Below are 12,764 nucleotides of genomic sequence, written 5' to 3' on the forward strand. Positions count from 1 at the left end.
GCCGTCGCCCGATCCGGGGACCGCGCCTTTTCGTCACACTAGGGTGCAGGCATGGTCGATCGACGCCAGGTGATGAACTTCCGGGTACGGGCCCAGCAACTCGACCGGGGTCAGGGCACGCTCGCCGACACCGCCGTCCTGGACCTCGGTGTGCAGAACACCGGGCCGGACGGCGCCCGGTGGGCGCTGGCGGTACGCGGGGTCGACGTGACGGCGATGTCCGGCACGGACGTGGTCCTGCTGTGGACCGTGCGCGGCGCCCCGCACCTCTACCGCCGGGCCGACGTCGGGGAGGTGGCGGCTGCGGTCGCACCCTTCTCCGATGCCGACGCGGGCAAGCGCATCTACGACGCCGCCAAGCCGTTGAAGGCGGCGGGCATCGCCAACCTCGCCGCCCTCGACGAGATCGCGGAACGGATGCGGGCCACCGTCACCACGCCGACGGTCAAGGGCGACGTCTCGGGCCGCCTGGCCACTGTGTTGCCCGAGCCGTACCTGCGGTTCTGCCGGCCGTGCGACGCCACTCACCTCTACGAGATGCCGTTCCGACTCGCCGCCGTGCGGGCCGGGCTGGAGTTGCAGCTCGACACCTCACCTCCGGTCCTGCGGCGCATCACCGGGTTCAGGAAGGCAGCCGCCGCGGGTGAGCGGTTCGACCTCATCCGCGCATACCTTCGCCTACTCGGCCCGGCCACCCCGAAACACGTGGCCGACTATCTCGACGCCCCGGTGAAGGAGGTGAAGGCGCTCTGGCCCGACGACGTGATCGAGGTGATGGTCGACCGCGAGGTGCGCTCACTGCTCGCCGCCGACGATGAGGCGTTCGAGTCGGCCGAGGCCACGGGCACCCGCCTGCTCGGCCCGTACGACCTGTTCCTGCAGGCCAAGGACCGGGCGACGGTGGTGCCGGACGCCGCCCACGCCAAGGAGTTGTGGCCGGTGCTGGGTCGCCCCGGTGCCGTCCTGGTCGACGGCGAGCTGGTCGGCACCTGGCGGCCCCGCAAGTCCGGCAAGACGTTGACGGTCGCCGTCGGGCCGTGGCGCCGGCTGTCGGCCGCCACCCGCACCGCCATCACCGCACAGGCCGAACGCCTCGCCGCGCACCGCTCGGTCTCCCTCGGCGGCGTCGACTTCGCCAGCTAACTGTCACTCCAGTGCCCAGGCGATGGCGGGAGGGCGTACCCGAGCGCAGAGCGGCTCACCGGCAGCATCGGTCAACCCGACCCGGCCGACAAGCGTCCCGCTGCCCTCATGGGCGGCGCGCAGCAACTCGGTCGGGACGTCGGTGAACATCAACTTCGCGCGGCGGAACATCGCGAAGCCGTCGTCGGTCACCGCTCCCCAGCTCAGATACAGAAATCGTGCCCCGGGGCGGCCGTGCACCCACGGGCCGCCGACATCGAGCATCCCGTCGATCTCGCGGCTGACCACTTCGAAGGACCAGGTGGCCTGGGCCGCGTCGGCCGGCACCTGATCGACCACCTCGGCCTTGCGCTGCACCCCGACATGTACGTTGCCACGCCGCAACGCGTCGGCCTCCGCACCGGCACGCTGACCTGGGAAGTCGCTGCCGTCGATCCGGATCCGCATGGCACCGACTCTAGTTTCCCGGGCGCTCTGCCGGTCGGGTGCTATGCCTGGGCGATGGCGAGGGTGTGCTGATATTCGCGCCTCCGCCGAGGAGGTGGCCCGCAGAGCCGGCGTGGCCATCGGCACGGTCTTTCGTCACTTCCCGACCAAGGACGACCTGCTCGCCGCAAGCATGAAGCGACTGCTCGCGCAGCTCGTCGAGGAGGCGGGAAAACAGGACCTCTTCGCGTTCTTCAGGCACCTGGTGGCGCAGGCCGCCGGAGCCGTCGCCGACTCGGTACGGCTGCCCGACCGGGCCCGATTGTCGGCCAGGCCGCCCTGACAAACGCAAATGGCAAGGAGATCGCTCTCCCTGCCACTTCTAACGTATATCGCACCGGGGGGCTTGTGGCAAGGCCCCGGTCGTGGCGCAGAATCAGCGGCCGGACCAGCACAAACGAGGTAAACGGGGGCGTGACGTGGGTGTGTTGTCGATGGACGGGGGCCGCGGCGACCTGGCACCGCTGTTGGATCTTCGAGAGGTCGACGAGACGCAGGTGTCGGTCGTCGGCGGCAAGGCCGCACACCTGGGCGCGCTGTCCCGAATCGACGGCATCCGGGTGCCGGCCGGGTTCTGCGTGACGACGACCGCCTTCGCGCAGGTCATCGCGGGAATCCCGGCGATCGACGATCGGCTCGATCAGCTGTCGCGCCTGACGCCGGATGACCGGGAGGCGATTGGCACGCTCAGCGCGGAGATCCGTCGCAGCATCGAGGAGACCACGGTCCCGGCCGAGCTGGCAGCCGCGATCACCGGCGCGCTCGTCCGGTTCGGCGAGCAGGCCGCCTACGCGGTGCGGTCCAGCGCGACGGCGGAGGACATGCCCACGGCGTCCTTCGCGGGCCAGCAGGACACGTACCTGAACGTGGTGGGGCCGGAGGCGATCCTGCGGCACGTCAGCCGGTGCTGGGCGTCGCTGTTCACTGAGCGGGCCGTCATCTACCGCCTGCGCAACGGCATCGACCACCGCACGGTCCAGATGGCTGTCGTCGTACAGCGAATGGTTTTTCCGGATGCCGCCGGCATCCTGTTCACGGCGGACCCGGTCACCGGCAACCGGAAGGTCGCGACCGTGGACGCCAGCTTTGGTCTCGGCGAGGCCCTGGTGTCCGGCCTGGTGAACCCGGATGTCTTCACGGTGCGCGACGGGGATGTCGTCGCCGGGACGGTCGCCGCCAAACAGCGGGTCGTCGTCGCCCTGCCGGGCGGCGGTACGCGGGACGTGGCGATCGACCCGCAGCGGCAGGAGCAGCCCGCGCTGACGCAGGCGCAGGTGGTGCGGCTCGTGCGGCTCGGGCGACGGATCGAGGCGCACTTCGGCCGCCCGCAGGACATCGAATGGTGTCTGGTCGACGACGACTTCCAGATCGTGCAGAGTCGGCCGATCACCACGCTCTTCCCCATCCCGGTCGCCGCTGACCAGGAGAACCACGTCTACCTCTCGGTCGGTCACCAGCAGATGATGACCGACGCGATGCGGCCGTTGGGGTACTCCATGTGGCAGTTGACGGCCATGGCCCCGATGCGGGAGGCCGGTGGGAGGTTGTTCGTCGACGCCACCCGGCTGCTGGCCTCCCCCGCGAGCCGCGCCGGCTTCCTCACGATGGCGGGACGCGACGATCCGCTGATGCGGGACGCGCTGGAGACCCTCCTCGACCGCGGGGACTTCGTGCCGACGCGCCCGGACACTGGCGCTCCGGGCAGTCCGACGACCGGCGGCGCGTCCGCGCCGATCGAGACCGACCCGGCCGTCGTGACCGAGCTGATCGCGCGCAGCGAGGCGTCCATCGCCGACCTGCGGCGCGACATCGCGACGGTCACCGGTACGGCGCTCTTCGACTTCCTGCTGGAGGCGTTTCAGGAGCACAAGCGGGTCCTCGCCGATCCGCTGAGCATCCAGGCGATCATGGCCGGCATGGAGGCCACCTGGTGGCTCAACGACCGGTTGTACGAGTGGCTGGGCGAGAAGAACGCCGCGGACACCCTCACCCTGTCCGCCCCCGGCAACGTCACCTCGGAGATGGGGTTGGCGCTGCTCGACGTCGCCGACGTGATCCGGCCGCATCCGGAGGTGGTGGCGTTCCTGCGGGGCGTCGCGCACGACGGCTTCCTCGACGAGCTGCCGAAGCTCGCGGGCGGGGCCGAGGCGCGTGCGGCCATCGAGGAATACCTCGACCGGTACGGCATGCGTTGCGTCGGCGAGATCGACATCACCAGGCCACGGTGGAGCGAACGCCCCAGCACGCTCGTGCCGGTGCTCCTCGACAACGTCAGGCTCTTCGAGCCGGGCGCCGCCGAGCGGCGCTTCGCGCAGGGACGCCAGCAGGCGCAGCAGAAGGCGCAGGAGGTGTTGACGCGGCTGCGGGCGCTGCCGGACGGGGAGCAGAAGGCCGACGAGACCGCGCGGATGATCGACCGGGTGCGGACCTTCATCGGCTATCGGGAGTACCCGAAGTACGGCATCATCAGCCGCTACTTCGTCTACAAGTCGGCCCTGCTGGACGAGGCCGAACGCCTGGTGCGGGCCGGTGTGCTCGCCGAGACCGAAGACGTCTTCTACCTGATTTTCCAGGAGTTCCACGAGGTGGTGCGCTCGCACCGGGTGGACGAGGCGCTGATCCGGCAGCGCCGGGAGGTGTTCCGGGCGAACCAGGCGCTCACCCCGCCCCGGGTGCTGACCTCGGACGGTGAGGTCATCACCGGGGCGTACCGGCGCGACGACGTGCCGGCCGGTGCCCTGGCCGGGATGCCGGTCTCTGCCGGGACGGTCGAGGGCCGTGCCCGGGTCATCCTGGACATGGCGCAGGCCGATCTCGAAGCGGGCGACATCCTCGTCACGGCCCACACGGACCCGAGCTGGACTCCCCTGTTCGTCGGTATCGCCGGCCTGGTGACCGAGGTCGGCGGGTTGATGACGCACGGCGCGGTGATCGCGCGGGAGTATGGCCTGCCGGCGGTCGTCAGCGTGCTCGACGCCACCCGGCTGATTCGCGACGGGCAGCGGATCCGCGTGCACGGCAGCGACGGGTACGTGGAGATCCTGCCCTGACCCACGTCACTCCGACACGGTCCTTCTCGGCGCGGGGCTGATTCCGGCTACGGCCAGGTCGAGCAGGCGGTTCGCGTCGGCGACGGGGTCCTGGTGGTGCTCGGTGGCCAGGGCGATGCCGGTGATAAGCGCGAGCAGATCGGTGATGGTCACGCCGGGTGCCAGGGTGCCGTCCTTCGCGGCGCGGCGTACCAGTGGTGCGCCCGCCTCGGTGAGCTGCGCCGAGGCGCAGTGCTCGTGCGCCTCGGTGGGGTTGGCCGTGCAGTCGCGGGTCAGCGCGATGGCCAGCCCTCGGATGGTGGCGACATGCCCGTTGACGGCCTTCAGCCACTCCAGCAGCGCGGCTCGCGCGTCGGCGGCGTCGGACAGGTCGCCCGCACGGGCGCTGAGGCCCTCGATCACTTCGTGAAAGACCGCGTCCAGCAGTGCGTGGCGGCTGGGGAAGTGCCGGCGCACGGTGGCGGAGCCGACGCCCGCGATGCGGGCGATCTGTTCCAGGGACGCGTCGGCGCCGTGCGCGGCGATCTCCTGCTCGGCCACGGCAAGCAGGCGCGCGTAGTTGCGCCGGGCGTCCGCTCGCTGGGTGGGCATGTCACCTCATGGTTGCTAAGTGGCGGGGTCCGCCGTATCTTAGCCGGAGCAGAAACGGCGGGCCCCGCCGTTTCGTGTTGTGCCGCGACAGGAGACGTCTCATGTCCACCGAACCCGAACCCGAACCCGCACCCGCCCTGGTCACCGGCGCCACCGGCAGGCAGGGTGGCGCCACCGCGCGGGCCCTGCTCGCGGCCGGCGTTCCCGTGCGGGCACTGGTCCGTGACCCCGCAACCGACCGCGCGAAGGCAGTCGAGGCGCTGGGCGCCGAGCTGGTCACCGGCGACCTCGACGATCGCGACTCGCTGATCCGGGCCGCGCGGGGAGCACGAGCCGTCTTCTCGGTGCAGATGCCCGCGATGACCGGGAACTCCATCGACTTCGACGGGGAGCTGGCCCAGGCCGTCAACCTGATCGAGGCCGCGCGGGCCGCGCAGGTCCCACAGTTCGTGCACACGTCCGTCAGCGGCGCCGGTCAGCACACCGAGACCGCCGGCTGGGCGGAGGGACGCTGGGCGGCCATGGCGCCCTACTACACCACCAAGGCCGGCATCCAGGACCGCGTACGCGAGGCGGGTTTCCCGCACTGGACGCTCATCAAGCCGGCCTTCTTCATGGACAACTTCCTGCCCTCGGTGGCATACCTGATTCCCCGTGGCGTCGCGGGCGGCCTGGCGACAGTCCTCAAGCCGCAGACCTCGCTCTCCCTCGTCGCGGTCGACGACATCGGCACGGTGGCCGCCGCCGCGATCGCCGAACCCGACCGATTTCACGGGGTCGAGCTGGAGCTGGCGAGCGACTACCTGACGATGACGGAGATCGCGAAGGTTCTTTCCGAGGCCCTGGGCACCGAGCTGACCGCGCCGGATATGACCGAGGAGGAGGCGGTCGCGGCCGGAATGCCGGAATGGGCCGGCGTCTCCCATGAACAGATGAACGCGATCGGGCAACCCGCCCGACCGGAGTTTGCGCGAGCCCTCGGAATTCCCCTCACCACGTTCGAAGAGTGGACGCGCCAACATCTGCGCGATTGAGCGGACCGGACGTGCCTGCGGACTGGCGGGCACTGTGTCGGTCGGCCCCGGTGGAGCTGAATCGTCTGCGACATCAGCTCTCCAGGGACCAACCTCCTCTGATAGCGAAGCTCTTGCCAGCACCCTCCCGTGCAGCTAGTTGCACACCCAGACGCTACCCACCATGCGGCAGATGGCCTGAACGTCGCTGCCCCGCTCGGACGGCATCGGATCTGCGGCCGCCCCGCCGATTACGGCCGCCACAACGGCGGCCGCAATCGACACTCTTCGCACAACCGTAAAAGTATTCATGTCAATCACTCTAAAGAAAATCGGCAGTCAGCGGGCGGGCGAAATAGATCATTATGCGGTTGGCAACAATTGATCTAGGGCTTTGGATCAATGACGTGCTCAAGAAACGCGAACCCGTACCGGTCTCGACACGCCGGAGCCAGCGCAGGTCGCCCACGTTCCTCCCGATGACCGCCGCCCGACCGCAAGCCGTCGACCAGACGGCAAGACGACACCGCCGGCACCCAGCCGGGTAGCGCGCATCGAGCAAGATCGCTACTCTTGCCCGGCCATCCACGGCCGCGGCGGAACTCCACCGGGTTCCGCCGCGATCCGCATCACCACACCGACTAGCGCCGGTTTCGCTGCCACCCGACCACGAAGCCGACCCAGCACGGCGGTGTCATCGCCAGCAGAGTCAAAGCGACGCCGTTCTGCACGTTGGTGTGGCCCTCCAGCAACTCCACCCACTCCCGCTGCGTGATGGCGGGGCTTCGGGACACGTTCGCGGTGCCACGCACGAGCCGGCGCAGACCGCGCCCGGCCGGGCGGTTCCACAGCCGGTACGGGGCAGCCGCAGGTGCCGTGCCGAGCCGCAGGTGCCCCTCGAACGCCGCATGCCGGGTGTTGTTGCGCAGCACCCAGATGAACACCGGCGCGAGGAACGTGGAGATGGTGATGAGGAGATTACCGGCCTGCCACCAGTTCGCCCGCGAGAGGGGCGGAATGTGTTCGAGCAGCAGCAGCGGTAGCCAGATCAGCACCAGGAACAGCGCCGTCATCAGCAGATAGTCCTGTCTGGTGTTGCGGGCGTGCGAATACTGCGGGCCGGCAACGGAGCTGGCGGGGCGACCGGCGGACGCGGAGTCGAGCAGCTCAGCCGATGCCCGCAGCAGGCAGTAGCCGACGCCGAGTGCGAGCAACAGCGCGAGCAGAGACCAGCCATAGTGCGTGACGACGCCGTCGGCACCCTGTAGCCCAGCCGCCGCCGCCCAGATGAAGGTCAAGAACATCGCGACTGCGTACAGGGCGCACCCGACCAGCGCCCGAGCGGGCACGGCGCGACCGCGCAGCAGCAGCACGTTGCTCACCACGCTGTCCCAGGACCAGAGCGCCAACGCCGCTGCCGCGACGGCGAGCCAGACGGTGCGGCCAGTCCACTCGACCCGATCGGCGATCTGCCCGGCGCAGAACGCCGACCAAGCTCCCGCCGCCGCGTAACCGGCGACGGGCCGCAACCGGCTCGGCCCTCGTGAACTCGCCGCGAGCAGCGCGGCCGCCGCACAGCTGACGGCGACCACGATCCCGAGTGGGCCGACCGAAGCAGTTCCCGTCCCGTCTTGGAATCCCGCAACCTGGCCCGAGCGAATGGTGAACCAGATGACGGAGACGAAACCCGCTGCGCCCAGCATGGAGATTCGTGCCCCACCCAGCGCCGCCTCGGCCTCCAGAGCCGGTGGCATCGGACCACCCGCTGTGCGCCGTTCTTCCAGCTCAATCGACCGCTCGAAGTCCTCGCTGACGAAGCTGGCCAGCAGGTTGCCGCTGAACACCGCGCCCAGGAAACCCCCACAGAGAGCCAAGGGCGGTGCGGCATCGGAGGCGGCGCCAAACCATGCGCTGTAGACGGCGAGGCCGGTGAACGCGACGATCAGGGCGATCAGCCTCGCGGTGCGCCAGACGGTAGTCAAGCCGAGGACGATCGTGCGCGCCACAATCATCACTACTGTCGCGACGACGGCCGCCACGAGCAGGGTGCGCCACTCACTTGCCGCACCGATGCTGATGCGCACAGCGGTGAGCCCGAACAGCACGGCATATCCAACGAATTCCAAGAACCTCAGCGTCGCGCCGACCGCGAGGTCTATCGCTACGGCGACCGAGCACAGCGTGGTCACCACAAGCGCCACGCCGCCGCTCCACCACCGCTGCGGGTCCTCAGGCTGCGACCACTCCCCCGCCAGAATCCACGGAAGGTACAGCGCGGCGGCGCAGCCGTACAGCAGGACCAGGGCGACTGTCCGCCGGGCGAGACCCGGACCGGCGTAACCGTCAAGCATCGCGGTGCCGGACTGTCATGACGATCGCCGGCCCGAGCACGGCCACTGCGGCCACCGCCAGACCAACAAGAGTTGCCCGGCCGGCACTCGTTGCGGACGTGGTGGCGTTGTCCCTTACGACCAGGACCGCGAACGCCGCGAAGCTCGCCGCCGCTGCGACGGCGGCAGCGAACGCGCGCCGGCGCTGCACAGCGCTGGCCGCGTCTGCCGACAGCCTCCGCACAAGGAGCACCCACAGCCCGCAGGTGGCCCCGCCAAGGAGGACGAAGAACGCCGCGTGGTACCACCCGGGCAGGTTGAACGTGTGCGGCTGCGGCAGGGTCCAGTTGGTCGCCGGGTTCGGGTCGCGTAGCCAGCTCGCCTGGACCGCGGTGCCGGCTGCCGCCCCAGCGGTGAAAGCCAGCCAGAACCACCGGCGATCCGAGCCGGAGCCCGGCAGAGCCCGCACCGCGCCGGTGAGCAGCGCGGTCCCGATAGGCAGCAGCAGGGCGTCGCCCCAGGTGGCACTCTCGTAGTCGAAGAGGCCTGGCCGGTCACGCCATCGACCGGTCGCCCACATCGTGGCGAGGGCACCGAAGCCGGCGGCACACACGGCGGTCGCGGTCAGCAGCGGAACGGCGAGGGATTTGCGACGGGACCGTAAGCGCATGTGCAACATCCTCCCTGGCAGGCCAGGGCGGGGCGACGGGCCATGCGGGTCATTGCGAGGACGATTGGCCAGTTCTAGCCGCCCCGTCCAGCCAGGTTGATCGATGCAGCCATGCCCTTGCGGACGTCTGTGTCGATGATCGGATGCCGTCATAATGAGGGGCCGTCGCGAGTCCCCGGCTCTTTGTCAGGCCGCCGATGGCAGCGAGCTGCCCATGCTGGTCTTCGAGCCGGGTGACGGGACACCGCCGCGCGCTGGCAGCCGCGCCGCGGAAGAGCGCAAGGAACCTGCCCATCCCCGCATCGTGGCGGCGACTCGCTCGGCCACCGAGCCGTGATCATGATCCCGCGCTCCGGGCTACGAGCGCGAACCGTCGTCGCGCACCTCAACCGCCAGCACGAGTGTGATCTTAAGAAAATTAAGGTCAACTTCTTGCAAGTTGAAGATTCCTGAGTTACAAATTCAGGTATGACAGAGCAGGCGATGGACTGGCAGGAGCTCACCAGCCTGACGCGAGGGCAGCCTTTCGTCGTCGAGCGGGTGCGCCTGGCGAGCAACGGCGTCGCGATCGAGGGCGAGTTCGAGCCACCGCAACTGGCTCAGCTCAACATCGAAGATCAGGTCTTCGTCACGGCGTTCGTGCGCTGCCACGGTTCGATCAAGGAGATGGAACGCATCTTCGGGGTGAGCTACCCGACGATCAAGTCACGACTCAACCGGATCACGCAGATGCTCGACTTCGTCGAGACCGACCCGGCGCCCTCGCGAGCCGACATCATCGACCGGTTGCGCCGCGGTGAGATCACCGCACAGCAGGCGCTAACCGAGTTGGGCGGCTGACGTGATGCCCCAGTTGGTGACCGTCAAGGTCAACCGCCCGGACCGTCGGCCCATCCGCGTCTGGGTTCCGGTGCTCCCCGTGGTGCTCGTGCTCTTCCCGGTCGTGGTCCTGGTCGTGCTGGCGGCGATCGTGGCCTGCGTCGTGTTCCGCATCGGTGTGGTGCGGGCGCTCGGCGCCGCTTGGCGTGTCATCTCGGCGCTGCCCGGCGCGCGCTTCGACATCGAGCAGGGCCGCTCGGCCGTGCTCGTGGCTATCCGATAGGAGAGGTTCGAATGACCGAACAACGCAAGGACATCCTCGACATGCTTGCCGCCGGCAAGGTCACCGCAGAGGAGGCGGAGCAGCTCATCGCCGCCCTCGAACGGGACCAGGCACCGGCGGTGGCAGGTCACGACGCCCGGCCGAAGGGCAAGGTGAAGTACCTGCGGGTCGTGGTGGACGCCAACGACAACGGCGAGCCATCGCGGGTCAACGTGCGGGTGCCACTGCAACTGCTGCGGGCTGGTGTCCGGCTGGCGGCGCTGATCCCGCCGCAGGCCCTGGTCAAGGCCAATGCCTCACTCAGCGACTCGGGCGTGCCGATCGACCTGACGCAGCTCAAGCCCGAGCAGTTGGAGGCGCTCGTGGAGCACCTCGACGAGGTGACCGTGGAGGTGGATTCGCCCGATGCCACAGTGCGGGTCTTCTGCGAGTAGGCGCCGTCTGATGGGACGGCCCCTCGAGAGGGTGCTGGAACACCCTCCCGAGGCTGCGCCCGCCGCAGCAGAGCACAGGTGAACTGCCAACCTGAAGTTTAGCCACTCACCAGCAAACCAGCGGAGGGACCACTCGGACGGGTGGTCCCTCCGCGCCGTCCCGCGCAGGTCAGCTGGGACAGCCAACGACAGGCGGCGCGCACTGCGGCCACCTGGGTGGCTCGCCCATTTCAGCTCTTGGCCCGGCTGCGACGGGTCCGTCGACGGGGGGCATCGTCGTCACCGCCCGCAAGCCGGGTGAAGGTGAGCATGTTCGCCAGCGCCACGGCGATGATCGCGACGCCGACCTGGATCGCGAGGACCACCCAGTCCCAGCGCAGCACCCACACCTCCACGCCGGCCCCGTCGTCGATATCAAGCGCCCTGGCGACCACGGTGCCCAGCACCGCCGAGCCGACGCCGATGACGAACGTGGCGAAGAAGCCGATCCGCTGCCTCCCCGGCAGGATGAGTCGGCCGAGCAGGCCGACGAGAGCACCGATGAGCACCGCGCCGAGATAACCAGTTACCAGCATTGCCGTCTCCCCTCCAGCAGTGCCCAGGTACATGCCCGAAACTCACGTTCCCGGAAACCCGCCCCGGCCGTGGGGGGGTGTGGAGGGTGGCGTCCTTACATCGGGTGAGGCCGACGAGCGTCGCCAGTCGCGCCACGCCGGCCAGTGCCGGCTGCGCGCGGGCAACATCGGCGATCACGGTACGCGCCAACGGCCGGCACGGAACCTCAGCCGGCGCGACACTGTCCGCGTCCACCAGCGCTCACCGATCCCTGAGAAGGCCGGCCTGCTCCTTGGTCTTTCGATGAACCTCGCCGTTGCGTGTGCGCTGGAAATATCGCGACAGACTGACCGCGAAACCTGGCGGCGGACCGCCGTTCACCCCTTCCCAGTCAACGACCTGCTCGACCAGGCGCGCATCGGCGTGGTTGTCGTCAGCGAGAAGCCGTTCGACGATGCCCTGCTCGTCTGCTGAGACGTACCCGAGGCTCACCAAGCGGGCGTAGAGCTTCGAGCCGGCCGTTACCTCCCCCGCCACGACGGTGGGGCGGACGTGGGCGAAATACGAGACCGACACCCGATTACGCAACTCGCTGTCGCCACCCAGGTCGACCCAGTGGGTGGGTGCACGCAGGCGAGGATGGTCGTCCTCAAGGAACTCGCAGACGTTGCCGTACATCCATTGCCCGGTCGGGGCGGCGACGGTGTCACCGGAGGTGGGGTCCTGGAATCGGAGCTGCGAATCGGTGGCGTAGACCTGCCAGGTCCAGTGTCCGATGTCCTTGTGAGGGCTGACCCGCACCAGGGGTGACGCGACGCCGGGTTCAGCGATCCCCAGCACCCTGGCGGCTTTCGCACCTCCTTCGATCGGATACTCCCTGACGTGCCCGGTTGGTAGGGCGGGATACCACTGCAGTCTCAGGAGTCGTTCACCCATCGCCAGCTGGCCGGCAATCTCGCCGAAGTCGAGGTGCAGATCTTCTTCGATAAGCTCGGCCATCTCCATGGTCAAGAGATCGAGAATCTCGTGGAGGCGACGAGCCAGCGGTCCCAGGTGGGCGAACTCTCCGAGGTCGAAGTCCTTGCCGTAGAAGAGCGGTGAGAGTGGCGCAAGCGGGTGGGTGGGCGGAACGGACTGGTTGAACACCAGGTGGCTACGGACCTCGCGCAGCTCGCCGTCTCCTTCGTCGCCGTCCTCGGTGTAGCCGTACTGACCAGAGGCCACCTCCTCGCTGCGCGGCACGGACGCCTCCATGGTTCCCGCGAAACCTCGCGCGAATTGTTCCCGCAGAAGGTGGAGCTCTCGCAACGTGCTGTCGTCGGGCTCAAGACCGATCCGGCACCATCCGTGACGCCTCAACTGTTCGCCGACGTCGAGACCGATCATGGGT

Annotated in this window: 13 protein-coding genes; 7 read left to right on the plus strand and 6 right to left on the minus strand. The window is 69.0% G+C overall.

Annotated elements, in window-relative coordinates:
- Positions 1-51 precede the first annotated feature (51 nt).
- The gene (locus tag IF46_RS0125885; RefSeq protein WP_030490985.1) at positions 52-1,143 is read left to right on the plus strand and encodes a winged helix DNA-binding domain-containing protein; all 1,092 of its coding nucleotides are present in this window, start codon (positions 52-54) and stop codon (positions 1,141-1,143) included.
- A 3-nt stretch (positions 1,144-1,146) separates the two neighbouring features.
- Here IF46_RS0125885 and IF46_RS0125890 read toward each other — a convergent pair whose 3' ends face one another.
- Positions 1,147-1,590: a DUF5990 family protein gene (locus IF46_RS0125890; protein ID WP_030490986.1), complete on the minus strand. Its 444-nt coding sequence runs from the start codon at positions 1,588-1,590 to the stop codon at positions 1,147-1,149.
- 43 nt (positions 1,591-1,633) lie between these two features.
- Between IF46_RS0125890 and IF46_RS35305 the strand changes: the two genes are divergently transcribed.
- Entirely contained in the window at positions 1,634-1,912 is a 279-nt protein-coding gene (locus tag IF46_RS35305; RefSeq protein WP_269640042.1) for a TetR/AcrR family transcriptional regulator, read from the plus strand.
- A gap of 151 nt (positions 1,913-2,063) precedes the next feature.
- The gene (gene rph, locus IF46_RS0125900) at positions 2,064-4,679 is read left to right on the plus strand and encodes a rifamycin-inactivating phosphotransferase (protein ID WP_030490988.1); all 2,616 of its coding nucleotides are present in this window, start codon (positions 2,064-2,066) and stop codon (positions 4,677-4,679) included.
- A 6-nt stretch (positions 4,680-4,685) separates the two neighbouring features.
- On the opposite strand, the gene IF46_RS0125905 is transcribed toward rph, so the two are convergent.
- Entirely contained in the window at positions 4,686-5,270 is a 585-nt protein-coding gene (locus IF46_RS0125905) for a TetR/AcrR family transcriptional regulator (RefSeq protein WP_030490989.1), read from the minus strand.
- 101 nt (positions 5,271-5,371) lie between these two features.
- On the opposite strand from IF46_RS0125905, the gene IF46_RS0125910 reads away from it, so the two are divergent.
- Positions 5,372-6,304: an NmrA/HSCARG family protein gene (locus IF46_RS0125910; RefSeq protein WP_030490990.1), complete on the plus strand. Its 933-nt coding sequence runs from the start codon at positions 5,372-5,374 to the stop codon at positions 6,302-6,304.
- A gap of 620 nt (positions 6,305-6,924) precedes the next feature.
- Here IF46_RS0125910 and IF46_RS0125920 read toward each other — a convergent pair.
- Both IF46_RS0125920 and IF46_RS33430 read right to left on the minus strand, forming a co-directional pair.
- Positions 6,925-8,634: a hypothetical protein gene (locus IF46_RS0125920; protein ID WP_030490991.1), complete on the minus strand. Its 1,710-nt coding sequence runs from the start codon at positions 8,632-8,634 to the stop codon at positions 6,925-6,927.
- Positions 8,627-9,283 (minus strand): hypothetical protein, encoded by a 657-nt coding sequence (locus IF46_RS33430; RefSeq protein ID WP_157563484.1) that lies wholly within the window; start codon positions 9,281-9,283, stop codon positions 8,627-8,629. The genes IF46_RS0125920 and IF46_RS33430 overlap by 8 nt, the downstream gene beginning before the upstream one ends.
- A 468-nt stretch (positions 9,284-9,751) precedes the next feature.
- Between IF46_RS33430 and IF46_RS0125930 the strand changes: the two genes are divergently transcribed.
- From IF46_RS0125930 to IF46_RS0125940, 3 genes are read left to right on the plus strand one after another with little or no spacing between them, the layout of a single operon-like run.
- Complete coding sequence (locus IF46_RS0125930; RefSeq protein ID WP_198041536.1) at positions 9,752-10,123, plus strand: DUF2089 domain-containing protein; 372 nt, start codon at positions 9,752-9,754, stop codon at positions 10,121-10,123.
- Between the two features lie 4 nt (positions 10,124-10,127).
- Positions 10,128-10,385: a hypothetical protein gene (locus IF46_RS0125935; RefSeq protein ID WP_036393301.1), complete on the plus strand. Its 258-nt coding sequence runs from the start codon at positions 10,128-10,130 to the stop codon at positions 10,383-10,385.
- An 11-nt stretch (positions 10,386-10,396) separates the two neighbouring features.
- Positions 10,397-10,819: an SHOCT-like domain-containing protein gene (locus IF46_RS0125940; protein WP_030490994.1), complete on the plus strand. Its 423-nt coding sequence runs from the start codon at positions 10,397-10,399 to the stop codon at positions 10,817-10,819.
- A gap of 230 nt (positions 10,820-11,049) precedes the next feature.
- On the opposite strand, the gene IF46_RS0125945 is transcribed toward IF46_RS0125940, so the two are convergent.
- On the minus strand, positions 11,050-11,394 hold the full coding sequence (locus tag IF46_RS0125945; protein ID WP_198041537.1) for a GlsB/YeaQ/YmgE family stress response membrane protein: 345 nt from the start codon (positions 11,392-11,394) through the stop codon (positions 11,050-11,052).
- A 241-nt stretch (positions 11,395-11,635) separates the two neighbouring features.
- A complete protein-coding gene (locus IF46_RS0125950) occupies positions 11,636-12,760 on the minus strand; it encodes a hypothetical protein (protein WP_157563486.1) in 1,125 nt (374 codons plus the stop codon).
- Positions 12,761-12,764: the final 4 nt, after the last annotated feature.

It is taken from the genome of Micromonospora chokoriensis (assembly GCF_000718555.1).
Lineage (GTDB): Bacteria > Actinomycetota > Actinomycetes > Mycobacteriales > Micromonosporaceae > Micromonospora > Micromonospora chokoriensis_B.

Bases quoted from the DNA above. Each gene is read 5' to 3' on its own strand.
- IF46_RS0125945 (WP_198041537.1), bottom strand. From the start codon at position 11,394: ATGCTGGTAACTGGTTATCTCGGCGCGGTGCTCATCGGTGCTCTCGTC.
- IF46_RS0125935 (WP_036393301.1), top strand. From the start codon at position 10,128: ATGCCCCAGTTGGTGACCGTCAAGGTCAACCGCCCGGACCGTCGGCCC.
- IF46_RS0125930 (WP_198041536.1), top strand. From the start codon at position 9,752: ATGACAGAGCAGGCGATGGACTGGCAGGAGCTCACCAGCCTGACGCGA.
- IF46_RS33430 (WP_157563484.1), bottom strand. From the start codon at position 9,283: ATGCGCTTACGGTCCCGTCGCAAATCCCTCGCCGTTCCGCTGCTGACC.
- IF46_RS0125905 (WP_030490989.1), bottom strand. From the start codon at position 5,270: ATGCCCACCCAGCGAGCGGACGCCCGGCGCAACTACGCGCGCCTGCTT.
- IF46_RS0125920 (WP_030490991.1), bottom strand. From the start codon at position 8,634: ATGCTTGACGGTTACGCCGGTCCGGGTCTCGCCCGGCGGACAGTCGCC.
- IF46_RS0125940 (WP_030490994.1), top strand. From the start codon at position 10,397: ATGACCGAACAACGCAAGGACATCCTCGACATGCTTGCCGCCGGCAAG.
- IF46_RS0125910 (WP_030490990.1), top strand. From the start codon at position 5,372: ATGTCCACCGAACCCGAACCCGAACCCGCACCCGCCCTGGTCACCGGC.
- rph (WP_030490988.1), top strand. From the start codon at position 2,064: ATGGACGGGGGCCGCGGCGACCTGGCACCGCTGTTGGATCTTCGAGAG.
- IF46_RS0125885 (WP_030490985.1), top strand. From the start codon at position 52: ATGGTCGATCGACGCCAGGTGATGAACTTCCGGGTACGGGCCCAGCAA.
- IF46_RS35305 (WP_269640042.1), top strand. From the start codon at position 1,634: ATGCCTGGGCGATGGCGAGGGTGTGCTGATATTCGCGCCTCCGCCGAG.
- IF46_RS0125890 (WP_030490986.1), bottom strand. From the start codon at position 1,590: ATGCGGATCCGGATCGACGGCAGCGACTTCCCAGGTCAGCGTGCCGGT.
- IF46_RS0125950 (WP_157563486.1), bottom strand. From the start codon at position 12,760: ATGATCGGTCTCGACGTCGGCGAACAGTTGAGGCGTCACGGATGGTGC.